This is a genomic window from Chamaesiphon sp. (genome assembly GCF_041738855.1).
GTDB lineage: Bacteria > Cyanobacteriota > Cyanobacteriia > Cyanobacteriales > Chamaesiphonaceae > Chamaesiphon.
In genome coordinates this window covers 1-25166 of sequence record NZ_JBGSPA010000140.1, presented here as the reverse complement: position 1 = coordinate 25166, position 25166 = coordinate 1, and the positions used below count along the sequence as shown (strand labels likewise).

Annotated in this window: 21 protein-coding genes, 2 tRNA genes and 2 pseudogenes; 16 read left to right on the top strand and 9 right to left on the bottom strand. The window is 48.4% G+C overall.

Annotation, left to right across the window (positions count from 1 at the left end; all coding sequences use genetic code 11):
* Window positions 1-91 precede the first annotated feature (91 nt).
* Window positions 92-397: pseudogene (locus ACEW9I_RS14370) on the top strand (leucine-rich repeat domain-containing protein); the annotation flags it as partial.
* 87 nt (window positions 398-484) lie between these two features.
* Window positions 485-1204, top strand: coding sequence for a leucine-rich repeat domain-containing protein (locus ACEW9I_RS14365; RefSeq protein WP_373541017.1), 720 nt, complete (start codon window positions 485-487; stop codon window positions 1202-1204).
* Window positions 1205-1490: 286 nt separating this feature from the next.
* On the opposite strand, the gene ACEW9I_RS14360 is transcribed toward ACEW9I_RS14365, so the two are convergent.
* Window positions 1491-1940, bottom strand: a complete 450-nt coding sequence (locus tag ACEW9I_RS14360) for an SEL1-like repeat protein (protein ID WP_373541016.1) — start codon at window positions 1938-1940, stop codon at window positions 1491-1493.
* Between the two features lie 225 nt (window positions 1941-2165).
* Window positions 2166-2255, bottom strand: a pseudogene (locus ACEW9I_RS14355) (hypothetical protein); the annotation flags it as partial.
* Window positions 2256-2843: 588 nt separating this feature from the next.
* Between ACEW9I_RS14355 and ACEW9I_RS14350 the strand changes: the two are divergent.
* The 5 genes from ACEW9I_RS14350 (at window position 2844) to ACEW9I_RS14330 (ending at window position 5747) form a co-directional block, all read left to right on the top strand.
* The gene (locus tag ACEW9I_RS14350; RefSeq protein WP_373541013.1) at window positions 2844-3659 is read left to right on the top strand and encodes a formylglycine-generating enzyme family protein; all 816 of its coding nucleotides are present in this window, start codon (window positions 2844-2846) and stop codon (window positions 3657-3659) included.
* Window positions 3660-3911: 252 nt separating this feature from the next.
* Complete coding sequence (locus tag ACEW9I_RS14345) at window positions 3912-4214, top strand: DUF2499 domain-containing protein (protein ID WP_373541012.1); 303 nt, start codon at window positions 3912-3914, stop codon at window positions 4212-4214.
* A gap of 89 nt (window positions 4215-4303) precedes the next feature.
* Window positions 4304-4618, top strand: coding sequence for a DUF3593 domain-containing protein (locus ACEW9I_RS14340; protein WP_373541011.1), 315 nt, complete (start codon window positions 4304-4306; stop codon window positions 4616-4618).
* A 10-nt stretch (window positions 4619-4628) separates the two neighbouring features.
* The gene (gene folK, locus ACEW9I_RS14335; protein WP_373541010.1) at window positions 4629-5123 is read left to right on the top strand and encodes a 2-amino-4-hydroxy-6-hydroxymethyldihydropteridine diphosphokinase; all 495 of its coding nucleotides are present in this window, start codon (window positions 4629-4631) and stop codon (window positions 5121-5123) included.
* A 63-nt stretch (window positions 5124-5186) separates the two neighbouring features.
* The gene (locus ACEW9I_RS14330; protein WP_373541009.1) at window positions 5187-5747 is read left to right on the top strand and encodes an NUDIX hydrolase; all 561 of its coding nucleotides are present in this window, start codon (window positions 5187-5189) and stop codon (window positions 5745-5747) included.
* 184 nt (window positions 5748-5931) lie between these two features.
* On the opposite strand, the gene ACEW9I_RS14325 is transcribed toward ACEW9I_RS14330, so the two are convergent.
* Window positions 5932-6687 carry a YebC/PmpR family DNA-binding transcriptional regulator gene (locus ACEW9I_RS14325; protein ID WP_373541008.1) on the bottom strand — a complete coding sequence of 252 codons (756 nt, stop codon included), beginning with the start codon at window positions 6685-6687 and terminating at the stop codon, window positions 5932-5934.
* Between ACEW9I_RS14325 and ACEW9I_RS14320 the strand changes: the two genes are divergently transcribed.
* Window positions 6676-7968, top strand: a complete 1293-nt coding sequence (locus ACEW9I_RS14320; protein ID WP_373541007.1) for an ABC transporter substrate-binding protein — start codon at window positions 6676-6678, stop codon at window positions 7966-7968. The genes ACEW9I_RS14325 and ACEW9I_RS14320 overlap by 12 nt on opposite strands.
* A gap of 9 nt (window positions 7969-7977) precedes the next feature.
* Here the strand turns inward: ACEW9I_RS14320 and ACEW9I_RS14315 are convergent, their stop codons facing one another.
* On the bottom strand, window positions 7978-8397 hold the full coding sequence (locus ACEW9I_RS14315) for a nuclease A inhibitor family protein (RefSeq protein WP_373541006.1): 420 nt from the start codon (window positions 8395-8397) through the stop codon (window positions 7978-7980).
* Window positions 8398-8477: 80 nt separating this feature from the next.
* On the opposite strand from ACEW9I_RS14315, the gene ACEW9I_RS14310 reads away from it, so the two are divergent.
* Window positions 8478-8750: an RNA-binding protein hfq gene (locus tag ACEW9I_RS14310; RefSeq protein ID WP_373541005.1), complete on the top strand. Its 273-nt coding sequence runs from the start codon at window positions 8478-8480 to the stop codon at window positions 8748-8750.
* A gap of 11 nt (window positions 8751-8761) precedes the next feature.
* Here ACEW9I_RS14310 and ACEW9I_RS14305 read toward each other — a convergent pair whose 3' ends face one another.
* Window positions 8762-10819, bottom strand: a complete 2058-nt coding sequence (locus ACEW9I_RS14305; RefSeq protein WP_373541004.1) for a cation:proton antiporter — start codon at window positions 10817-10819, stop codon at window positions 8762-8764.
* 338 nt (window positions 10820-11157) lie between these two features.
* Here ACEW9I_RS14305 and ACEW9I_RS14300 point away from each other — a divergent pair, with 338 nt between their 5' ends.
* From ACEW9I_RS14300 to ACEW9I_RS14290, 3 genes are all read left to right on the top strand, one after another.
* Entirely contained in the window at window positions 11158-12075 is a 918-nt protein-coding gene (locus tag ACEW9I_RS14300; RefSeq protein WP_373541003.1) for a M23 family metallopeptidase, read from the top strand.
* Window positions 12076-12543: 468 nt separating this feature from the next.
* Window positions 12544-13104 carry a late competence development ComFB family protein gene (locus ACEW9I_RS14295; RefSeq protein WP_373541002.1) on the top strand — a complete coding sequence of 187 codons (561 nt, stop codon included), beginning with the start codon at window positions 12544-12546 and terminating at the stop codon, window positions 13102-13104.
* A 15-nt stretch (window positions 13105-13119) separates the two neighbouring features.
* Window positions 13120-13905 carry an SAM-dependent methyltransferase gene (locus ACEW9I_RS14290; protein WP_373541001.1) on the top strand — a complete coding sequence of 262 codons (786 nt, stop codon included), beginning with the start codon at window positions 13120-13122 and terminating at the stop codon, window positions 13903-13905.
* A 114-nt stretch (window positions 13906-14019) separates the two neighbouring features.
* Here the strand turns inward: ACEW9I_RS14290 and ACEW9I_RS14285 are convergent.
* Window positions 14020-14096 (bottom strand) — tRNA-Met (locus ACEW9I_RS14285).
* Between the two features lie 71 nt (window positions 14097-14167).
* Window positions 14168-14244: transfer RNA gene (locus ACEW9I_RS14280), tRNA-Met, on the bottom strand.
* Window positions 14245-14522: 278 nt separating this feature from the next.
* Between ACEW9I_RS14280 and zds the strand changes: the two genes are divergently transcribed.
* Window positions 14523-15986 (top strand): 9,9'-di-cis-zeta-carotene desaturase, encoded by a 1464-nt coding sequence (gene zds, locus ACEW9I_RS14275; RefSeq protein WP_373541000.1) that lies wholly within the window; start codon window positions 14523-14525, stop codon window positions 15984-15986.
* Window positions 15987-16167: 181 nt separating this feature from the next.
* Complete coding sequence (locus ACEW9I_RS14270; RefSeq protein WP_373540999.1) at window positions 16168-16635, top strand: SRPBCC family protein; 468 nt, start codon at window positions 16168-16170, stop codon at window positions 16633-16635.
* Window positions 16636-16661: 26 nt separating this feature from the next.
* On the opposite strand, the gene ACEW9I_RS14265 is transcribed toward ACEW9I_RS14270, so the two are convergent.
* Complete coding sequence (locus tag ACEW9I_RS14265; RefSeq protein WP_373540998.1) at window positions 16662-17498, bottom strand: pentapeptide repeat-containing protein; 837 nt, start codon at window positions 17496-17498, stop codon at window positions 16662-16664.
* Between the two features lie 107 nt (window positions 17499-17605).
* Window positions 17606-19498, bottom strand: a complete 1893-nt coding sequence (gene uvrC / locus ACEW9I_RS14260) for an excinuclease ABC subunit UvrC (RefSeq protein WP_373541015.1) — start codon at window positions 19496-19498, stop codon at window positions 17606-17608.
* Between the two features lie 307 nt (window positions 19499-19805).
* Between uvrC and ACEW9I_RS14255 the strand changes: the two genes are divergently transcribed.
* Together ACEW9I_RS14255 and ACEW9I_RS14250 are read left to right on the top strand one after the other, a co-directional pair.
* Window positions 19806-22055, top strand: a complete 2250-nt coding sequence (locus ACEW9I_RS14255) for a GumC family protein (protein WP_373540997.1) — start codon at window positions 19806-19808, stop codon at window positions 22053-22055.
* Between the two features lie 506 nt (window positions 22056-22561).
* On the top strand, window positions 22562-24895 hold the full coding sequence (locus ACEW9I_RS14250) for an ATP-dependent helicase (protein WP_373541014.1): 2334 nt from the start codon (window positions 22562-22564) through the stop codon (window positions 24893-24895).
* Window positions 24896-25166 lie beyond the last annotated feature (271 nt).

Genomic DNA, 25166 nt, shown 5'->3' with positions numbered 1-25166 from the left:
AATTTAAATCAATGTTTTTTCAACTATTAATGATATTGATGGTGGATTTTAATGTGCCAAAAATTGAAAAAATTCTGCTGTTAGCCTAAAAGTGTTGAAATGCCTGAGTTTGAGGAGACAAAACTTCATCGAACTCAGGTCTTTAGCAATAGCTGGCGAACGTGTCGATTTACCATGGCTAGATCTGAGCAGTAGAAAAATAACAAGTATCCCCGAAAGCGTTGGCGACCTTACTTACTTAACCAGGCTGAATTTACGTGAGAATGAACTAACGAGCTTACCCACAAGGCTCGGTGAACTTGCTAATCTAATCGAGCTAGATCTAACTAGTAATCAATTCACAACCATACCAGACAGTATCTGTAGTCTGAACAGGTTGATTGAGTTAATAGTAATGGGAAATCCACTCAAGACTCTCCCAGATTGTCTGACGAACCTTCCCAATCTTACAACACTAGACCTGAGATTCAATCGTCTGGAAGTTTTGCCAAATAATATTGCCAAGTTGTCAAAATTAACCAAGCTAAAAGTGGGAGGTAATCGCCTAAGTAGTTTGCCAGAAGACATTGGTAGTCTTAGCAATCTAATCGAATTAGATCTCAGTTCAAATCAGCTAAATAGTCTATCAGCAGGTCTTGGTAATCTTGTTAACTTAATTAAGCTAGACCTGAGTTTCAACGGCCTCACGAGCCTACCAGCCAGCTGTTGTAATCTTACCAATTTAGTTGAAATAAATGTAGCTGGTAATCCCCTAGTAGATTTGTCGGTGCTGCAAAATTTACCTAAGCTAAAAAGAGTTAATTTTTTTAACGGTGTTATATCCTTTAAAGTGTGGTCAGATCTTCCTCGCCGATATTGTACTAAATTTAGCGAGTGGAAACCTGAATGGTTACTGAACGAAGATAATGCTGAGATTAGACGAGCGTTGGTAGAGCAGATAGGATATGAAAGAATTTGTAAAGAATTAAATGCTATTACTATCGATACTTGGCGAGAATATACACTCCTGAAAATAGATGGGTTGGAAAGGATTGAAAATCTAGAAAATATCGATACGGAACCAATGGTACTATTGAAAATGACTTGTCCATCGACGGCACACATTCACATCCTCCGCGTTCCACCAGAAATGGTGAGTGCAGAAGCAGCGATCGTTTGGGTAAATCATGGCATTCATCCCGATCGATTTAGCATTCAAACTTGAAGTATTGTAGGGTTAACGTCAGTTTGGGTTAAGGATATTTGCTTCGTTCGAGTCCCGCCGCCGATTGAAATCGGGGCTAGCACTGCAAAGTCCGCCTACGCGGACTAGTTTATTAGTCCGCGTAGGCGGACTTTGTATCACGAGCCGAGACTTCCAGTCTCTGGGCATTCTTATCCCGAACTGACGTTAAAACACATGTGGAGGGAATCTCCGCGTGATTTTAGTCGCTGCCCACCATCTAGATTTTATACAATTAATGATTGCCTAAAACTTTCCTACTTGCTAACTAACCGCCAGGGATGGGAATACATGGATTGGTTTTGAGTTTGCGGACTGCTTGATGAGTGAGAGTTTCTTGAAAATATGCGTCGTATTCTAATTGCTGAAACTCAGGACTAGCAGCACTAGCAGCAATTTTCTGTTGACATACCAATCGATAAATGTGAGCCATCGAACCGGAACGATAATAAGTAGGGATGCCGCTATTATCTGCGAGTAATTGTTGATTGGCACTGCGTTTGTACCATAATAGAGCTGTGGGTAGATCGATCGCGGTACCTATTCCGGTTTCATACATTTGGGCGACGCGCTGCTGGGTGTGAGTATTAGAGCTGCGTTGATATACGGATAGAGCTGTGGTGTATTGCTTGCGCTTGTCTAGCTCTTCGCCCCACCAATCAGCAACTGTCGGATTGTCAGGATCGATCGCATGAGCAGATTGCAAAGCATCAGTCATCTTCCACGCATCGCGGGGGATAAATGCAAAATCAGTCCGATCGCTTGTAGGTGAATATAATCTTGCATAACTGAGCAATACTTCTACTTTAACGCAATTATCGCCATGTAATTTTGCTCGATCGAGATAACTAATTACTTTACGTTCATCTTTTGATACGCCCATTAAGTGATACTGATAGACTGATGAGAGGAAATATTCGACTGTTGCCATGCCTAGATTTGCTGCTCTAGTATAGTGCTTGAGTGCGATCGCTGCATCCCGTTTATTACCGAGACCAAATTCATACAAATCGTATGTTTTTGCCAACCAATATAGTGCAACTGGATCGCGACGATCGGCTAAAGGTTAAGATAGACCGCAATTTAATAATTCGAGATCGATCTATTTTAGTAAAGACAAAAAACTTCGCTAGTTGTTGTACGAGATCCCGATTGATTCTTGTCTGGAGTGGGTATTTGGGATCTTGAGTTGAGATATTTTCAGATTGCTTGGGGATCTCAATCTTCGGTAGAGGCTGACCTTGAGCGATCGCGATCCTACTACTATAGCAACCGCTAAGGCGGTTAGGACAGCACAGCGATTAAAATCGCCGCTAGTGCTGCAAAGTCCGCCTACGCGGACTGAGATCTAGAGTGTCTTAACCGATGTGGCGACTACTACTAACTAAGATTAATCCCGTCAAAATCAACTGTTTTATCAGATTCATACTCGCGTAGTACCGATTGCTAAGAGCTATCGATCGCCGATTGTACGATCTTTTTGCCATCCACAGCGATTGCACGGCTTCAAGTGCTATCTGGCACAAACCACTAACGGGGAAAATCTAGGTTAACATCCTGGAATCTGTCAGCCCTATGGCATACTGAGATCTAGCGATCGATCTCAACCTTAACAAAAATCATGTCCTCCACCGCCCAGCATAACACCTTCACTTTTGAGACAGTTCGGGTCGATCGGGATGGTGAGATTATCGAGCGTCAAGCTGGCGCAGCTAGCTGTCTGAACGTCAATTTGGGCGAGGGGATCGAGCTAGAGCTGGTGGCGATCCCTGGTGGTACATTTATGATGGGCGACGATCGACACCATCATGACGAACGCCCCATTCACCATGTGACTATCTCACCATTTTACCTGGGTAAATACCCGATTACTCAAGCCCAATATCGATCGGTGATGGGCAATGAGAGTTTGAGTACGCATGGAGATTACCCGCTCGAAAACGTCAATTGGGATGATGCCCGTACATTCTGCGATCGATTATCTTACCAAACAGGCGATCGCTATACCCTCCCCAGTGAGGCACAGTGGGAGTATGCCTGTCGTGCTGGTACCAATACCACCTTTTACTTTGGCGAGACGATTGCCCCCGATCTGGTCAACTACAACGGCGAGTATCCCTACGGTGGCGCACCTCTGGGCGAGAATCGCGCCCAAGCCACCCCCGTGGGCAGTTTTCCCCCCAATGCGTTCGGGCTGTATGACATGCACGGCAATGTGTGGGAATGGTGTCTAGATGAGTATCAGCCGAGCTATCAGGATGCGCCAACAGATGGGAGGAGTGTGGATACTGGCGCACCTGCTATCGGCAGCAAGCGGGTGATGCGTGGCGGTGCTTGGGATTATGTCGCGCGCGGCTGTCGGAGTGCGGTGCGCTGTAGTTTGGATGTGGGAATTCGGATCGCTGGCTGTGGCTTGCGGGTAGTATTGGTGCGCTAAATTGCTAGTGATTTGGTTGCGGGAGATCTTAGGTACCTCAAGTTGGTACCGATAGTCTCAGCGGTTAAAACCGCTGCTCATGGTGCAAAGTCCGCCTGCGCGGACTGATAAACTAGTCCGCGCAGGCGGACTTCGTAACATTAGCCACGATTTCAATCGTCGGCGTTCCAATAGGTAACAACTTGGGTTAGGTACACTTTTAGATAAGGATCTGATTTAGGATCGCCATAATACCTAATCGACTATAAATAAATGCACGTACTTTCAATTCCGACTTGGATCGTTCATACTTCTAGCGTCATTGAGTGGATGACGGCGATCTGGCTGATTTGGCGATATGCTGAAGCTAGCGGCAATCTCGCATGGCGCAATCTTTCGTTTGGGATGTTGCCTGCGCTGGTAAGTGCGATGTGCGCTTGTACTTGGCATTTCTTTGACAATACGCCGACGCTGGAATGGCTGGTAACTTTGCAAGCAGCGATGACGGTAGTGGGGAATGCCACGATGTGTCTGGCTGCTTGGCAGATTAGTAAACAGTCGGTAGTAAATAGTTAACAGCCCATTTTCACGATCGAATTAGATGTTAAAACAGTGGATGGTGGATGGTGGATGGTGAGTATCTATTGTTTAGGTGGGAAGGAAAGATGTCTTCGTTAGTTGAATCGATATTTTCTAAGGAATCATTGTTTGCGGTTTCTTTATTTCCTTACTTAGGATTTCTATGGTTTATGACCAAAAAAATACCTACTCCGAAAGTAGCGTTAATTGGTTTCTATCTGACGTTAGTATTTGTCGCCGTGACAATTCCGATCGGAGCTTATGCACAACTGACTTTACATAAGTCTTTGGCGGATGTCGATGTATTGCATGGTAGCGCGGAGCTGTTTTTGACGATTTCCAATATCACGATCGCGATCGGGTTTGGGCAGGCTTTGAATGCTCTGAAAACTCAGCCCTAGGACAATCGAGATGATGGCAGATTTATATCCATGCGCGATCGGATTGGGGAGTAATTTAGGTGATTCGCACTCAATTTTGACTGGCGCGATCGAGCGACTAGAAATGCATCCGCAAATCCAGTTATTAGCTGTTTCTAGCTGGTATATCACCGCACCGCTTGGGCCACCACAGCCGGATTATTTGAATGGCTGTGCGACCGTTGAGACTAGTCTGACACCATTAGATCTACTGAATGTTTTACAATCGATCGAGATGGAGTTTGGGCGGGTACGGGGAGAAATTTGGGGAGCGCGAACATTAGATTTGGATCTGTTATTGTATAGCGATCGAATTATCGATTTGCCAGCTTTACAGGTTCCGCACCCACACATGTGCGATCGAGCATTTGTACTCGTACCGCTAGCCGAAATCGCTCCCGATTGGCTCGAACCACACTCGGATAAATCGATCGATACCCTCGCCAACAAGTTAGCATCTTCAGATGTGAACCTATTTTCAGCATAGAAACCCATTCATAACCTAGCAGTCCGCTCCCTAAAACCTAAAGTCTAAAACCTAATTAAAACCATGCCATTAGGAAACGAACCAGCGAAGATTATTCAAAACAAATTGCGTTATCAAGGACGTAAATTTACATTTAATGTCGATCGAGTCGAATTACCAAATGGTGTCACTGGTGAATGGGAATCTATCCATCATCCTGGTGGTGCGCTAGCCGTCCCGATGACTCCCGATGGCAAGTTAGTATTGGTCAAACAATATCGCTTTCCTACTCAAGGTAGGGTTTTAGAATTTCCCGCAGGGACACTAGAAGTAGGTGAAGATCCAGCTCAGACAATCGCACGGGAGATCGAGGAAGAAACTGGATATCGAGCTGGTAAGTGGCACAATTTGGGTGAGTTTTTTCTCGCACCCGGTTATTGTGACGAAATTATTTATGCTTTTCTCGCGCAAGATTTGGAGCAGTTAGCCGTTCAACCTGCGGGTGATGAGGATGAAGATATTGAGATCGTGCTGATGACTCCAGTTGAATTTGAAGCGGCGATATATAGTGGCGAAGCGATCGATGCTAAGTCGATTGCTGCCTATTTTCTCGCCAAACCATTGTTAAATTTAACTGAGGAATGAAGATTGGATCGGGTGCAGATGCGCTATCACCCCAAGTGCTAATAGGGGCAAGGCATGAAACAGGTTAAAAGGGTGTTTGAAAAGGGGGGTATGAGGTAGAAAAGCTTTCAGGGTATAAGCTGTAGATACTTAGTCACAGCAACTTGAAAGAGATATGAGTAAAGCATACTCTACGACACCTATATTATCCATCGAGAAGTTCGTCCGCTAGATCGAAATTCGCCGTCACCGATTGAACATCATCCAATCCTTCGAGCACTTCAATCAGTTTTAGGAGTTGCTTGCTCTGCTCTGGATCGTCCACCAAGACGGTAGTTTGGGGTACCCATCGCCATTCGGTATCGGTGACCCTAAACCCCTCAGATCGCAGCGTAGCATTCAATCGTTCGAGATTTGGGACGGTCGTAAATACCTCCGCCCCTGGGTGCTCCTCATCATCAATTAACTCATAAACATCGGCACCACCTTTCAAAGCCGCTTCCAACAGTCGATCCTCATCGATGCTTCCCGCGATCGCACAGATCCCCTTGAGGTCGAACATCCAGCCCACACAGCCAGTTTCGCCGAGATTGCCACCCCGCTTGAGAAAAGCAAACCGCAGATCCGCCGCCGTCCGCTTGCGATTGTCCGTCAGAGCCTCGACAATAATCGCCACACCGCCCGCACCATAACCTTCATAGCGGATTGCTTCAAGCTGGTTGCTACTATCGAGCGTACCCGCACCCTTGGCAATTGCCCGATCGATGTTATCGTTGGGAAGACCTGCTGCTTTGGCTTTTTCGATCGCTGTCCGCAGTTGAAAGTTGCCATCGGGATCGGGGATGCCATTGCGGGTAGCGACAATAATTGCTCGGGATATTTGGGCAAATGTTTTCCCCCGCACCGCATCTACTCGCGCCTTTTGTCGCTTAATATTTGCCCATTTACTATGACCTGCCATACAAATCGATTGGTTGCTAAAATTGGAATCTCGATCGCTCTAATTTTACTCATAATTACCGCCGGATGTACGCCCACTCAACTAGATACTGGTGGTGTGACACATCTCACGTTGTGGCATGGCATCAATCCGCCACCCAATCGCGATGTTTTTCAAAAATTAGTAACTAAATTTAATCAGCAACATCCCGCGATCGAAATTGAATCGATTTATGTCGGACAAGCCGATCGCCAATTGCCCAAAATTTTGGCGTCAGTAGTTGGCGATGCCAAGCCAGATCTGCTGTGGTATGGCTCGATGTTGACTGGGCAATTAGTCGAGCTAGAGGCGATCGTTCCCATCGAGAACCAGTGGAATCGATCGATTATTAGCAAAGATATCGATCCGGCTTTGCTCGGCTCGATGCAATATGAAAACCACCTTTGGTCGATCCCCTTTGGCACCAATAATGTCGGCATCTTCTATCGCCCCAGTTTATTTAAAGCAGCCGGAATCGAGCAAATTCCCACTAACTGGACGGAATTTAAATCGATCGCCAAACAACTGACTCGCGATACCAATGGTGATGGTAAAATTGATAATTACGGGATGTTATTACCATTAGGACAAGGTGAATGGACAGTATTTACCTGGTTACCGTTTATGTGGGGTGGTGGTGGCGAACTCAAAGCTGGTATGGCTACTAATATCAATAATCCAGGCGCGATCGCCGCTCTTCAACTGTGGCAAGATTTAATTACAGATGGCAGTGCAATTTTATCTTCACCAGAACGCGGTTATGAATTGGATAATTTTCTGGCGGGTAAAGCCGCGATGCAATTAACTGGCCCGTGGACATTGGGACAATTGGCAGGTATGAATCAGACTGACTATGCGGTGATGCCAATCCCAGCGGGGACTCGCTCCGCAACAGTGGTCGGTGGTGAGAATTTATTTATGATGAAAAGTCCCCCCACACATCAACAAGCAGCTTGGGAATTCATGGAATATGTACTTAGTGAAGAATTTCAAACTGAATGGGCTGTTGGAACGGGATACTTACCAATAAACCTCAAAGCTCGCGATCGACCTGCTTATCGAGATTATGTCAACAAAACTCCGGCAATTCAAGTATTTTTAGACCAAGCCAAATCGGGGAGAACTCGCCCGATCGATCTTGGTTATAGTCAAATATCTGAAAATATCGGACGGGCGATCGAGTCAGTACTACTCAATAAAAAATCGCCTAAATCGGCTCTAAAAACTGCCCAAGAAAGACTTAATTTAAGTCTGAACCAATAACGTTTGAATTTAAGTTTCGATCGCCTGAGTTTTCAGCCCAACTAGATCGCCATTAGGAGTTTTGCCAACGATATAGATGGCAATTTCAACCTCACCGACGCGGAAAACTTGAATTTCAGCTAAATGAGACTCGATCGCGTGTAATAATTCGGTATACCGTTCGACCTGTTTTAGTTCCGATGTGTCATACCAGTCTTCAACTGTGAGGACTGGTGCAAAAAAATCGCTCAGGGCGATCGTTTCGATCGATTGGCTGAGTCGATCTACACCAAATAAAGCAATCGGAGTAATTTCGACACCTTGTTGCCAAGTGACGACCTCAAAGGGATAATCTGATTCACTCGACCATAGTAAATTTACAGTAGCTTGTTGCAATCGATCGATGATTTCGGCTGTCGTCACAATTTCAGCAGATAAAGGGTAGACCACATTATAGATCGAGCTGGATTCTCAAGGCTCTGACACAAAGACTACGCCAATGGGCAAAGACTATCCATGAATTTTGGAGATTGGCTGAAATTACGATCGCGATTGGGAATAATAAGGGTAAGTCCTCTACCAGTAATGAGCAAATGTCCGAACTTGATGTCAATCTACCCAGTACCCGTCAAACTCAAGGATCGATCAAAGACAAAATCGAGGTATCGATCAAATTATTGACAGGGGATGTCTTTGTAGGGAGAATTGTCTGGCAAGATCCTGAATGCTTGTTTTTTACCGATGCTAACGAGCGTAAGACCTTGATTTCGCGGCGGGCGATCGCCTATATTCAGTATCAATAATTTTAGAGCTGCTACTCCACGATTACTTCCTTGACTGATTCGAGACTGGACGGTAGCACTGGAATCATAATTTCGCCCTTGGTAAGTTGCTCGAACATCGCTTGTTCTTCAATCGAGCCAATCACCAGACAACTATCACCGAGTTGGAAGATCGTCCCACCATTGGGATAATCGATCTGGGTACCATCTTCGCGCTTGATGACGACGATCGTCGCTCCAGTGAGGGGCCGAATACTCGCACTAGCGATCGAATTACCCAGCAGTTGAGAGGTGACCGAGAGCCGATACCAACGTCTATTCATGCCCAACGTAGCGGCTTGAATATCTTGAGACATTTCACCGATCGCACCTTCGGGACGGAGTTCTAGATAGTGAGAATTGCGAATCGCTTTGACTTGACGTTGGATTTGAATCGTCGGTAAGCCAATTTTGACTAGTAGGTGCGATGCCATTTCTAGACTAGCTTCAAATTCGGGCTGGACGACTTCACTACCGCCGAGCTGATAGAGCAATTCGATATCTTGGTATTGATTGGCGCGGACGACGATATCGAGATCGGGCGAGATTTCGAGTGCGTGCTTGAGACATAGGCGCGTACTCATTGCATCGGGGAGGGCGATCACCATCGCTCTCGCGCGATCGAGTCCGGCTCTAGTCAGGACGGGGATACTGACAGCATTGCCATAAATATAAGGAATTCCCCCCTCGCGTAATTTCTGAATCGCTGCCTCCGACTGATCGACAACGACTACCGGAATATTTTGCTCGGCAAGGAGCGTCGCCAAATTCTGCCCCGTGCGCCCATAGCCGCAAATCACGATCGGCGGTTCGAGTGGTACATGCTCGGAGACTTCCAGGGGCGGCTCTCCTGGCTGAAACCACCGATCGAGTGCTGGGACGCTCTCAATCCAATTAAACAAGCTGGGAATCAGTCTGAGAATAAATGGCGTAATCACTAATGTCACCGCTGTCGTCCCCAATAGCAGCAGATATACCCCGCGCGACACCAAACCCAAACTGCGCCCCTCGCTAGCCAATACGAATGAAAACTCCCCAATCTGCGCCAATCCCAAGCCAGCAATCAGCGCGGTTTGCAACGGGTAGCCAAATAGCCTCACCAATGGCGTAATAATCGCAAACTTCCCAATCAGGACGATCGACACCAGCCCCAGAATCAGATCGAGGTTTTCCCATAAAAAGAAAGGGTCGATCAGCATCCCGATCGCCGCAAAGAATAACGCGGCAAAGATATCCCGCAGCGGCTCTACATAGGCTAGAGTTTGGTCTGCATACTCCACCTCAGAAATCATTAAACCAGCGACGAATGCCCCCATTTCGATGGACAGACCCAAATATGCAGTAATTAGCGCAATCCCCAGGCATAGCGTCACGATGCCAAGCAGAAATAACTCGCGACTCTCAGTACTAGCCAGCAACCGCAACAAGCGCGGCACCACCCATATCCCGATCGCCGTCGCCCCAGCCGCAAATAGCCCGATCTTGACCCCTGCTTGCAGTACTGCCGTACCGATCTCAGCAACGGGTCGATCGAGTGCGGGTAAGACTGCCAACATGAATCCCAAAGCCAAATCCTGGACGACGAGGATACCCAACATTACCTGTCCGTGGGGCGTGGCAGTTTCATTGGACTCCATTAACGATTTCAATACTACCGCCGTTGAGGACAGGGAGAGGATCGCGCCCAAAAACACCCCTTGTTGAGGCGTCGTCACCCAACCCACACTCAGAGAGATCGCTGTAGTCACTAAAATAGTCAGTAGGATTTGCAATCCACCACCACCGAGACTGATCTTCTGCACCTTCTTTAGCTCAGAAAATGAAAACTCTACCCCGAGTGCAAACAGTAAAAAAGCCGCCCCAAATTGTGCTAAAGTTTCAACCTGGATCACTTCTTTAATCAATCCCAACCCAGTCGGCCCGACGATCGCCCCACCGACGATATAGCCCAGCAAGGCAGGCTGTCGAGCCAGTCCAGCGAGCACCCCGCCAGTAGCAGCAGCTACTAGCACAAATACCAAATCTACGATCAGCCGAAAATCTTCTTGCACTAACTTTTTATAATTATAAAATTTTCAAATTAACTTCAGTTAAGTTAATGAGGATACGATTTTGGGCCTGAGGGGAAAACGCGATCGCGCCGATCGGTGCTATTGCTAGCACCGATCCCACATTGACGATCGAGCGCAAATCTGCTTGCCTTAAACCCTGAAAATTATGAGAGGTTTAAAACTATAGTTAATGTAACTTAATCTATAGGATACTGAGTTTTGCAGGTCTATGGGAACAGATCGCTAAGGAGTTACTACTCGATCTTAGCAGTGGTAACAATCGCCTATAGCCAGATCCCACCACTCCAATTCATCACCCTTCCGCACCTAAAATCTTTATGTCGATCGAGTCTCTGTTGGCAAAAATTACCCCAAAATCACTAACTCGATCGCACAATTGGCGATCGATTTTACTAGGCACAATCGTGTTGACGGTCGTCTTAGTATCGGCTGTTCGGATACCTGGATTGGCTCTCAGTAGCCAAGTTACACCAGTTCAGCCTCGTTTGGGCGAAACGATCGTGGTCAACATTATCCCATCTCCTGGCAAAACATCACCCACAGTCAAAGTTGGTAGTAAAACTTATCCAGTATTTGGCGTCGGCGCAAATGGATTGCGGGCGATGATTCCGACAACCCCGCTCGAAAAACCAGGCGATCGCGAGGTAACAATCTCCGACGGGGTTAGCACCACTACCCTCAAAGTCACCGTCACCGATCGGAAATTTCCGATCCAGCGCATCAATTTCTCCCCAGGCAAAGCAGGCATCCAGGCGACAGAGCTAGAACTCAAGCAAGTAACTGCTTTTAAAGCAACAGTCAGTCCCGATAAACTCTGGGATGGCAAATTTATCGCTCCCAATCAGGGTAAAACTAGTTCGCCTTACGGCGTCCGTCGTTATTATAATGGCGAATTTGCCAAGGACTATTATCATCGCGGTTTGGACTATGCAGGTGCTGCTGGTTCGGCAGTTGTCGCTCCTGCTGGTGGCAAAGTTGTCTTAGTCGGTTATGAAAATAAGGGCTTTCGCGTACATGGCAATGTCGTGGGCGTCGATCACGGACAAGGGGTGGTGAGTATCTTCATGCACCTGAGCAAAATTAAGGTCGCCGCCGGACAACTGCTCGCCGCTGGCGATCGAATTGGGGCGATCGGTAATACTGGAGCCTCCACAGGGCCGCATCTCCACTGGGGTCTCTATGTCAATGCTGTCTCTGTCGATCCCGTTCAATGGCGATCGACCGCGATCGAGTAATCTGGGTCGATGCTGAATCGTTATATGAGATTGGGGGCTGGGGGTCGGAGCGATGCGCGATACGTAGCTTTGCCGAGGGTTTAGCGCAACAAGACCACCCCCAGATCCAGGTTCTGCCCTCGCTAATAATAAACGCAACCGCCAAATTCTCTTCGTTTGCCGCTGTGCCGATCGCGAGCCTTTAGCAAAGATGCTTACTCCGAACTGGCGTTGAATGAAGTAGGTAGGAGAAAGATTTATCCGATAGAAATTGCCTAGAACCTAGATGGTGGGCAGTGCCAACCCTAACCAGTAGCTACCTACTAGCATCGATCGCTTGACATCATGCCAATATTATTGTTTATCTTGCTCGATCGCGAGGGAATAATAAATGTAAATAGTGGTTTGTAAAGTAGCACTTATCTCGATCCGGCTCAAGCTGCGATCGCCGCAACCACTTACGACTCACGACTTACGACTTATTTAATCATGAATATCCAAGCGATCGTCGAACATGCTTTAGATGAAGGCTACCTTACCCCCGCTATGGAAGCCGAGGTAGGACGGATCTGCGATAGTGCGGCGGAACTATCGGTAGAAGAGTATATGGCACTCGATCATCTGATGGGAGCGTTACTTGCTGGTGAAGTAGTCACAGTGCCGCGCAAACAATTTATCAATGTGATGGAAGAGTTGGTAATCGCCGAAACGATCGGTCAAATTACTGCCATTGAGGTGGACACGGATCTGCAACTAGATGTCGGTGATATCGCCGCCTACGCACTCAATCGTCTCCCCCCACTCTATGCTACGACAGAAGAGGGTGCCAACTATCAACGCGAACGCGCTCAAAAAGAACTTCAAGCATTGATTACCCAACAAGTTGAATCAGCCATCGCCCAAAATCTCGATCGTCCCGAATTTTTCCCCGAACGCCAAGCGATCGCCAAATCATCAGGCGCTGAAGTTGTCAAACAAGTCAGCACGCTGCTTCAAGCCTACGCCCCCCAATTTGAAACCCAACCTCACCCTGTAGGAGCTGTTAAGTAAACACGAACAGCCCACATGAAATGTCCTAATTGTCAATCCACCCGCGTTCGGAAGCATGGCTTTTATCGCGACAAGCAGCGGTATCAGTGCAAAGATTGTGCCCGTCAATTTGTCGAGCAGCATGAGCCGAGTCTACCCCAACAGACGAGTACTGGCGTAGAAGATAGGATCGGGCGGTATCTGACATCGATATCTACTCCACCCCCCGATTTACTCGTCGCGCTCCAACAAGCTACCGCTGACTATCCGCTAGCTCAAATGCAGCCGACGATGGCACAAGCCCAAACGATCGCCCTACTGATGCGATCGATCGGAGCTGTTGACGTGTTGGAAATCGGGATATTTCGGAGTTACAGTACCCTCGCGATGGCTCTAGCATTGCCTCCACAGGGGCGAGTAACTAGTGCTGGGGTGGATGGTCAACATTTGGATATCGCCCGCGAGTATTGGCTTCGAGGTGGCGTAGCGGCTCAAATCGATCTGCACATTGACAGTGGAGTAGAATTGCTCGATCGATTACTCGCGATCGATCCTCTCCCAGCTTTTGACTCGATCGCGATCTCTGGACTCAAATATCAATATCCACTCTACTATCAACGCGCGATCGCCCTATTACGTCCGCGCGGATTACTCATTACCACTGATGTGCTGTGGCAAGGACGAGTTTTAAATCCCGATACCTATAATGATGAATACACCCTCGGTATCGATCGCTTCAATCGGGAGTTGGTTGCCGATGCCCGCGTCGCTGTCTCCGTGTTGCCGCTTGGTGACGGATTGTCGATCGCGATGAAACTCTAGACTCGATCGACGCTCCAGCGCTTAGGGGTTTAGATTTCTACTGTGACAACTGTCTGAGATTTGTACCCCTCAACTCAAAAACCGTACCTATAGGGGTACGGTTTTTGATACATTTGGTGGCGGAGACTGGATTTGAACCAGCGACCTTCGGGTTATGAGCCCGACGAGCTACCAGGCTGCTCTACTCCGCGTCGTTATGTTTGGGTTAGGTTCGCTGCTCTAAGACCTACAATCTATTTGAGATTTAGTTGGTAGTTAGAGTTGGTTGCGGAGACTGGATTTGAACCAGTGACCTCCGGGTTATGAGCCCGATGAGCTACCAGGCTGCTCTACTCCGCGTCGTTTTTTAACTCAGCTATCTCAATATAACATCATTTATCGATAAATAACAACTACTCCCGTACCAGCGACAAATTAGACAGCTAGCGTGGTGAGTGAACGGTGGATGGCGATTCGCGCTCCTCGGCTTTGCCGAGGGTTTAGCGCGCTCGAGAAAGTAGATGGTGAATGAGAGGGGAATAGCGATCGCGAAAATGCCAGTGCTAGCTGAAAAAGGATGCACAAACGCTTAAAAAATCTTAAAATCGGTAAAGACACTGAAAACAACGAAAATAGATATGCGGGTTGCAATAGTTGGTGCGGGATTGGCGGGGATGGCTACGGCTGTCGATTTGGTCGATGCCGGACATGAGGTGGAGATTTTTGAATCACGTCCCTTCGTTGGCGGCAAAGTTGGGAGCTGGGTAGATGCTGATGGCAATCACATCGAAATGGGCTTACATGTCTTCTTCAACAACTATGCCAACCTCTTCGCCCTGATGCAGCGGATTGGTGCGACTGATATCTTTTTGCCAAAAGAACACGTCCATAATTTTGTCAATGCTGGCGGCGATATCGGCAAGCTGGATTTTAGATTTCTGCTCGGCGCACCTTTTCATGGCTTAAAGGCATTTTTTACCACCGGACAGTTGACGATCGTCGATAAGCTGCGAAATGCACTAGCATTGGGAACTAGTCCGATCGTCGCTGGATTGGTCAACTATGAGGCTGGGATGAAACTGATTCGCGATCTCGATCGCGTCAGTTTTGCTGATTGGTTTCGATCGCATGGTGGCAACAATCATAGCTTACGCCGGATGTGGGACCCGATCGCGCTGGCTCTGGGCTTTATCGATACCGAAAATATCTCAGCGCGGTGTATGCTGACGATCTTTATGATGTTTGCCTCCAAAACCGAAGCATCAAAATTGAATATGCTCGTTGGTTCGCCAGCGGCATATCTGCACAAACCGATCGTCGATTACTTAGTAGCTAGAGGCACCAAAATCCATACCCGTAATCAGCTCCGGCAAGTTAACTATACGGGAACAGGGGACAATATCCACATTACCGGATTTGAGATCGCTAGTGGTGAGGCGATCGACACGATTACGGCGGATGCTTATGTATGTGCCTGCGATGTGCCAGGTATCCAGCGGATCGTCCCCTCCGAGTGGCGTCAATCGGCTTTCTTCGACAATATCTTCCAGCTCACAGCGGTGCCTGTGACCACCGTCCAGCTCAGATTTGATGGTTGGGTAACCGAGATGTCCGATCGCGCCGAGCAGCACCAACTAGACCATGCTGCGGGGCTAGACAACCTATTGTATAGTGCCGATGCGGACTTCTCCTGTTTTGCGGATCTTGCGCTGACCAGCCCTGCCGATTATTATCGAGAGGGTGAAGGTTCGTTATTACAAGTAGTGCTGACTCCAGGCGAACAGTTTATCCCGATGAAAAATGAGGAGATCGTCGCCCATGTCCTCAAGCAAGTTCACACCCTATTCCCCTCTGCTACTGACTTAAATGTTACGTGGTCGAGTGTCGTGAAGTTGGCTCAATCTCTCTATCGCGAACAGCCAGGGATGGACCCCTTCCGTCCGACTCAAGCGACACCGATTGACAATTTTTTCCTGGCGGGTAGTTATACGGCTCAAGACTATATCGACAGTATGGAAGGCGCGACTATTTCTGGTAAACAAGCCGCCCAAGCTATCCTCACGAGTTTTAGCAATCTCAAACAGACCGCAGATTGCCTCTAATTAAACAGTTGACAGTTGACAGTTGACAGTTGACAGCGGCTTGCTAAACCCTCGGACAATGCCCGAGGGTTTAGCGAAACAAGACAGCGAATATGGATATTTTGCAATAATTAGCTCTACCCCTACAGTCTAAAACCTAAAGCCTAAAACCTACTCACCCTACCCCCTACCCTCTACCCTCATGTCCCAATGGTTAGAACATAGCGTTCAAGTTGAAGTTGCTGCACCGATCGAGCATGTCTGGAGTCTATGGCACAATATCGAGCTGATGCCGCGCTGGATGAAGTGGATCGAATCCGTGCAAATAGTCGAAGGTAGCCCCGAACTCTCCCGCTGGAAGCTAGGTACCAAGACGCTCGAATTTACCTGGATGTCTCGCATCCTCCAGCAGATACCCCACCAAATCATTCAGTGGGAGTCGGTTGATGGATTGCCCAATCGTGGGGCGATTAGATTTTACGATCGCAGGGAAACCAGCATCGTCAAGTTGACAATCACCTACGAAGTGCCAGGATTCTTGGCAATCTTAATGGACAATGGTTTTGTCCGCAACGCCGTCGAAGGCACACTTCAGGCGGATATGGATCGGTTTAGAGACTATGCACTCAGGGACTTAGCCGAGCGGCAGACTACACCACAGCCAGACTGATAAATAACCGTACACTGCTCGACTATCTACCGATAAACCTGCCCATCCGGCATCGTTGCACCTGTGAGATTTGCACCAATCAGTCTCACTGTAATCCTCGCTCCTACCCTAATCTGTGCGCCAGTGAGATCGGCACCACTGAGATCGGCACCACTGAGATCGGCACCGATGAGATTGGCTTCTCGCAAATTGGTATTACTAAGATTGGCTTGAAACAAATTTGCCCGAAAGAGATTGGCTTTATGCAGATTGGCACCTTGTAAATTGGTGCCATGTAAAAAGCAGTCCTTGAGCTGGGCATTGCTGAGGTTGGCGTTAGTCAAGTTTCTACCAGATAAATCCCGCTCGTTGAGATCCGCGCCACTCCAATCCACACCGCTGAGATCTGGGCGTTGATGAGGGGTACGCGGAGCTGTAGTTGTCGCTTGACGCCCGGGAGTGGATTTTGCGGTAGTGGCAGATGAAGTATAGCTGTTGGGATCGGTGGCTGTAACTGGTGATGGCTCTGGTTGGCGTTGCTCTTGACGAGTAGTCGCTGCGGCTCGTCGTGGCTGCTGACGTTGGGAAGAAGTTCGATACGTCGATTCGCGCCTAGAGCTGCTAGCCGATCGCGCAGATTTACTATTAACATTATTGGCACTAATGTTGGCGCGATCGGCTTGATACTCGCGCAATCGATCCCGAGCATTATTGATTTCTTGGAGTTTCGCTTGGGCTTTTTGTTGCAAGCGGGGACTGTCTTGTGGCAACCTGTCAGGATGCCACACCAATGCCAGATCTTTATGTGCCTGGTTCACCTCTTCGAGTGAAGCTCCAGGCTCTAAGTCAAGTGCTTTGTACCAACATTGTAGCTCGTCGTTCATCTATCTAAAGTAGCACTAGTGCTTACAAAGGTGGCTGCACTCATGGATTAAATTAATATTTTCTAGTCTAACGAGTCGTTGGTGTCATGTCGCTGAAATAGGAGCGATTACTGGGGATGAAAGTAACTATAAATCTCCTGTGCCGTATGTAGTCCGATGCCTGGAGCTTTGGATAAGTCGGCGACACTAGCGGCTCGGATATAATCGATCGAGTGAAAATGAGCGAGAAGTTGTTTCTGACGATGACTACCCAAACCAGCAATATCATCCAGATACGATCGAGTTTGTTTGACGGCGCGTTGTTGGCGGTGGAAGGTGATGGCAAAGCGGTGGGACTCATCCCGCACGCGGCGGAGCAGTTGGACGCCAGCTTGCTCGGCATCTGTGGGCAGGGGCAAACTTTCACCAGGGAGGAAGATTTCTTCGCGTTGCTTGGCAAGGCTGACGATACACATTTTATCAGCCAGATCCATGTCTTCGAGGACATTCATCACGGCGGATAATTGCCCCTTACCACCGTCAATCATCACGACATCTGGGAAATCCGCATCATCAGTATGAACGCCACCTGCATACTTGCGAAAGCGGCGACGAGCAATTTCGGCATGACTGGCATAATCATCTGAATGTCCGATCGTAATCTCAGGATTTTGGATCTTGTAATGACGATAATGTTGCTTGGCGGGGATGCCGTCGATGAATACGACTTGGGAAGCTACCGCATTGGAGCCTTGGATATGGGAGATATCAAAACCTTCGATCCGGCGCGGCAGTTCGGGTAGACTCAAAATCTCCGCCAGATCTGATAATGACGATACATTTCGCTCTGTTTGGCGTTGCAGCCGCGTTAGCTCGTGAATGGCGTTTTTCTCGACCATCTCGATTAGCTCGGCTTTAACCTGACGCTGGGGGGCGATCAGCGTCACTTTTCGACCCTTGCGATCGCTCAGATAGCTAGCCAAGATTTCACCATCGGGGAGGGGATGCTGCACCAGGATTTCGAGCGGGATTTCCACCGGATCGGCATTTTGATAATGCTCTTCCAATACGCGTTGGAGGATGGCTCCTAGCTCTTCGTCAGAGGGCTGGGCGGCGAGATCTTCAGCCAGCGACTGCACCTGCGCGGTGAATCCCAGTCTACCCACAAGTTTGCCCGCGCGAATTTGGAAAAGTTGGACGCAAGCATTGGCCCGATCGGCAGCGAGGGCGATCGCATCGCGCGAGACGGTATCATTGGGGAGTGAGACTTTCTGCTCGGCATTGAGCGCGGTGAGATTGGCAATGCGATCGCGTAGCAATCCGGCTTGCTCGAAGTCGAGATGCTCGGCAGCTTTACTCATTTGGGCGGTGAGTGTATCCAGCAACTCACCGCTGCGACCTTGAAAGATCATCGCTACTTTTTCGACAGTTTGCCGATAGTCTAGCGGCGCAATCAGATTTTGACACACCCCCGGGCAGCGACCGAGATCGAAGTTGAGACAGGGACGGTCTTTGAATAACGGTTGGGGTCGTTGGCGCAGTGGAAATGTCCGCTTAATCGTGTACAGCACATTGCGGAGCAAATGCGCGTCGGTATAGGGGCCATAATACTTATCTTTGCCTTTGCCGATGCGGCGGTTGCGCGTCATCAGGATGCGTGGATAGTCTTCCGACCAAGTGATCAAAATGTATGGATACTTTTTATCATCCTTGAGCAGGACATTGAAATGTGGTTGATGTTGCTTGATCAGATTGGCTTCTAGAGCCAGAGCTTCCGCCTCACTATCTGTCACGATAAACTCGATTTCAGCAACTTGGCGCACCATCATCGCGATCCGAGGCGTATGATGACTACGATCGCGAAAATAAGAGCGGACGCGGGAGCGGAGCTTTTTGGATTTACCAATATATAAAATGCGATCGCTAGCATCCCGCATGAAGTAGACTCCAGGCTCAGCGGGGATTTCTTGCAATCGTTGTTCGATATTTGGGGTGGAAGATGTGGCGAGATCGATCGACAGGCGATCGAGTTGGTGTCCTTCTAACACAGTAGTTTACCCTCGGAAAACCGATCGTAGCAATACAAGTATTCTTACTGAAAAAACACCAGATTGCGAATTGATTGTATAAAATAGTTGCATAGTTACAGAGACTTCCATCGCGATCGATCGCTCATCCCTCAAACATCTAACTGGCTTACTACACCCGTAACTGTCTAGATTAGTCGATCTAGCGCGATCGAATTACGTTGAAATGCGGATACGGGGACCCAAAGTCACAGTGTTAGAATATGAAGGAGTATACACACAGTCACCCGCGTAAAGCATTATGGATGAAATTGCACAATATTGGCTAGTACTCAAACGTCGTTGGTTGCCTGCCGCCGTGGTGTTTGCCCTTACTACCGCAGCCGCGACAGTATGGACATACAGGCAAACGGAAATCTTCCAAGCCAAAGGACAAGTCATCCTGAAAAAGACTAATAAGACTAGTGCTTTATTGAGCAGTGCCAACAATGCCACAGGCGGAGCGATTGGTGAATTAGACGGCTTGACTGGCAGTACGCCAGTCAACACTCAAGCAGAAATCCTCAAGTCACTCACCACGATTAATGGGGCACTAGCCGAATTACGCAATGGTAAGTACGCAAATAGACCACCAGAGCGCAAACGATTAGAGAAATTTATCAGCAAGTCCGACACCTTCGTCCAGCAGCTAAAAGTCAGCAGTGTCAAGGGGACAGATATCTTGGAAGTAAGTTTTCAAGATCCGAGCAGAGAGTTGGCAAAAGATGTCGTCGAAAAAATCATGGAAGTCTACATCCGTGATGACCGTACCAACCAACGCCGCGAAGCCGAAGCTGCTCGAAAATTCGTAGCGCAGGAACTACCCAAGATCGAAACCGAAGTCAAGCAAGCTGAGAACGATCTCCGCTTATTCAAAGAGCAGTACAATGTCGTCGATCTACCGACCGAATCGGTCTCGGCAGTAGAGACAATCACCACCCTCAACCGCGAAATCACCTCCGCCTCCGCTCAACTAGCCGCAGAAACATCTAGGCTAGAAGGCTTAAAGAGCCTGTTTGGGGGTAGAGACTCTCAAGACACTATCAAAACTGGACTGGCAAGCGAGTCGCCTGGATTGCAAAGATCGCTCAGAGAGTTGCAAGAAGTCGATGCTAAGTTGGCGACCGAACAAACTCGATTTAGTGACAACGATCCCAGCATTCTCAACCTCAAAGAGAAAAGACAAGCTCTAGCTCAAATCCTCCAACAACGCAAAGAACAAAGCTTCGCTGGCGAACAAAGTTTTCAAGGCAGAGTTGTCGAGCTACAACCATCAGGGATTCAAGGGAGCATGATTGCGGACTTCGCCAAAAGTGAAGCCCAACGAACCAGCCTGCAAAAACAGATCGCCGCACTCACTTACGTAGTGGATGCTTATCGCCAACGGATGAACGCGCTGCCAAAATTGGAACAACAGCAAAATGCCCTCGGACGCAAACTCGACACCACGCGGACGAACTATAAAACTCTGTTGAGCAAACTTCAAGAAATCGAAATTGCCGAAAACCAAACCCTCGGTAATTCCAGAATCCAAACTCACGCAGAGTTACCCCAAGAACCACTCTCACCCAAAAAAGGTCAGAACATTGCCATTGGTAGTTTCTTGGGTCTGTTCTTGGGTGCGGCGACTGCCTTCTTGCTCGATGGTGCCGACAAACGGATCAAGACCTCCGAAGAAGCCAGAAGTTTACTACCTGGTTACCCGATTTTGGGACAAATTCCAGTCTTTGAAAAATCTCGCCAATTGCCCAAACTGGGTAAAAGTAATACCAGAGAGCCAGGTCAACTGGTCTTAACTGGAATGACCACTGGGATTGAAGGTGAATCCTTCCGGATGTTGCAGACCAACCTCCAATTTTTGAATGCTGACGATAGCCTCAAGGTTGTGGTAGTTTCCAGCTCCCAGTCAGGCGAGGGCAAATCCACAGTCGCCGCCAACCTCGCTCTCGCCGTCGCCGAACTGGGCAAGAAAGTCCTTCTCGTCGATGCAGATATGCGGAAACCAGCGCAACATCTGATCTGGAGACAGGGGAACTACGAAGGACTCAGCAATGTCCTGAGCGGACAATGCGATCGCAAATCAGCCACTACCGAAATCCAACCCAATCTGTTCCTAGTCACAGCAGGCGTTGTCCCACCCAATCCCGTAGTGTTGATCGACTCCGTGCAAATGAGTACATCGATCGCTCAGTGGTCGCAAGAGTACGATCTAGTCATCATCGATGCGCCACCGCTGACAGTTGCTGCCGATGCCGCAATCTTGGGGACACAAGCAGGCGGACTGGTATTTGTCCTCCGTCCTGGTGTCGCTGACAAAGAATCAGTCGAGTACGCTCAAGAGATCCTCACCCAGTCCAAGCTCAAAGTATTGGGAATGGTACTCAATGGCGTCGATCTCGACAAGCAAAGCCGTTACAACCACTACTACTATGCTTCGCAGACAATGAGAGGCGATGAGGGCAATGTCGGTTCCAAGTTACTATCTGGAACTACCGCCAATCGGACTCGATAATTACGTCCTTCCTGGTGTCACAACATTAGATATCTAGGGTAGTAGGTGAATGGTGAATGGTGGATAGTCAATAGTGAATGCAAATGGGGTGCGAACGATTGGTTCGCACCCCATTTTTGGATGAGCTATGGACATCACAGCGATTGAAATCACGGATGCAGTCACGCGGAGATTTCCTTCGCAGGTGTCGGATGGCAACCGCCAAGTGCGGGACAACACAGCGATTGAAATCGCCGCTCAGAATGCAAAGTCCGCCTACGCGGACTAAGATTTAGAGTGTTCCAGATACTGAAATTCTAGAGCATCATTAATTTTTAATAGCTAGAGACAGCTTAAACCTACAATAATTGTTAGCTTGTTAAGCTATGGCAGTAGCCACAGCAGTTCAGACACTTGAGATTTTAGTCCGCGTGGGCGGACTTTGCACCATGAGCGGCGATTTTAATCGCTGTGTTGTCCCGAGAGAGCTTGGCGATCGATCTAAATCTACAGTCATCTTCACCCCTATGCCCACCCTACCCGCTGCTCCAAACCCGATCGCCAGACCCCAAGCAGAAATCATCGCCCAATGGCGGCAAGGATTGCGACAGGGACAGCGGACGCTGGCAGATTGGCAGTCGGGACAGTTGGCAGTCTCCGCAGTGCCAGGAGCAGGCAAATCGTATAGTATGGCAGTCGCCGCTGCGATCGCGATCGCCCGAGAACAGCTACATCAACGCCATCAGTTGATAATTGTCACCCTCACTCGCTCGGCAGCAGCGAATATCAAAGACAAAATTAGAGCTTGTCTCAAAGAATTGGGACTCCCACCGATCGGGTATGGTGTCAACACGATCCACAGTTTGGCACTGAGTATCGCTACCAAACATCCAGATTTATCGCGGCTGGATTTGACAGATCGCACCCTAGTGATGCCAACTGTCAATCACAAACTAATTGAGGATACCGTCCAAAACTGGCTGAGTCAAAACCCACACAGTTACCGCTGCCTACTAGAGGGAGCCAGCTTTGACGGCGAAGAGACCGAACGCTTGCGCCGTCAGTCAGTATTGCGGACGGAGATCTTGCCCAGTCTGGCATTTACCGCCGTCCGCGAAGCCAAAAGTTCTGGTTTGTCACCAGCGGATCTGTGGGAGATTGCCAAGTTATATCCAGACCGCTATGACATTTTGAGCATCAGTGCTGGACTCTATCAGGCTTATCAAGAGCTGCTAGTCGATCGCAACTACCTCGACTACGATGAGATGATTGCGGGGGCATTACGGGTGATGGCAGACCCCGCTGCGCGCAGATTGTGGCAGCAACAAGTTCATGCTGTCTTTGAAGATGAAGCTCAAGATTCTAGCCCGTTGCAGGAAAAATTATTGCGTCAATTGGCAGGCATTCCCAACCACCCCGAACTACCACCCAATCTGATTCGCGTTGGCGATCCCAATCAGGCGATCAATTCGACATTTACCCCCGCCGATCCTCGGTATTTTCGGGATTTTTGCCAAGAGTGTAGCGAGATCGTCGCTCCCGATTTGTCATCGCGTCTGGAAAAAATGGAGCAAGCCGGACGCAGTAATCAGCGGATTATGGACGTGGCTAATTTTGTCCTGAATTGGGGCAATAATTGGCTCAAACCGCCTGCCAAAGAGGGTGAATCCACCGAACGGTCGGAAGCTGAATCCGTCTTCTGGCAGCAAACAATCCGTCCGGTAGCCGCAAATGATCCTCAGCCCAATCCGCTCCCACAAGATGGCGGGGTAGAATTGCATCAGCCGAGCGATGTCTACGCGTCTGTACTGGCGATCGAGCAACGTCTAACTACACTTTTTGCCGCCAATCCCACCGCCAATGCTGCGATTTTGGTGCGCGAGAATCGACAGGCAAAGTTTATCTATGACAGACTCTCTGACTGGAAACGATCGCATCCTGAAATCGAGCTTTATGAGGCAGGTGAAAGCGATCGTACCTCCAAAATTCCTGGCGAAATCCTGACTCTACTTCAATTTATCACCAGACCCCACTCTCCAGAATATCTCAAAGCCGCCCTCAAAGTTTTACTCGCTCGGAAATTAATTGAGGCGCAAGACCTCGATGCTCTATCAATCCTACCCGAACGGTTTCTCTATCCCAGTATTCTGGAAACGCCCCAACCGCAGACAGTCCAACGAGCGCGCGAAATTTGCTGCGAATTAATACAGTCACGATTGACATTACCTGATTATCAACTGATTAGTTATCTAGCGAGTCGATTGAATTATCAATCTAGCGAATTGGCAACAGCCGATAAATTGGCTGATAAAATTGCGCTGCAAACATACGGACGTAGCTCGATCCATAGTGCCATCGAAGTACTGCAAGAAACGATCGCCACCGAAGGTTTTGAAAACATCGATGATGGCTCTGAGTCTCGCTATACAGCGGTAGGACAAGTGACAATTATCACTATGCACAAGGCGAAGGGTTTAGACTGGGACTATGTATTTATTCCATTTTTGAGCGATCGGATTCCTGGGCAATTGTGGACGCCGCAAGGTGCGAAGTTTTTAGGTGATTTTACTTTAGCAGAAGTTGCCCGCGCCAAGATTCGCGCACATTTGCATCAGCACGATCTGCCAACAGCTCAGGGTGCATGGGAATTAGCCAATTATCTCAAGCAAGGTGAAGATTTACGCTTGTTATATGTAGCGATTACGAGAGCCAAAAAATTATTGTGGCTGGCGGCAGAGCTGGAAGCTCCGTTTTTATGGAATCGATTTAATTGGCAGCAGGGCGACAGGTTGCAAGAGAGTAAACCATCACCGTTATTTACAGCTCTACGCCTCCAATTCCCGCAATTAGTTAGTAAGTAAAGTTTTGTAGTTGTTTTATTCAACTGAACTTGAAATAGTTATGGCTTATAACAACTTTACAGAGTGAGATCGATGTTGGATGTGTCAAGCTCGATCGATAATTGCAACAACTCGCTTAGTTAGAGTTATAGCAACCGCCAAGGCGGTTAGGACAGCACAGCGATTAAAATCGCCGCTAGTGCTGCAAAGTCCGCCTGTCTTGATGCGCTAAACCCTCGGCAAAGCCGAGGAGCGCGCATCGCTACGCGGACTGAGATCTAGAGTGTCTTAA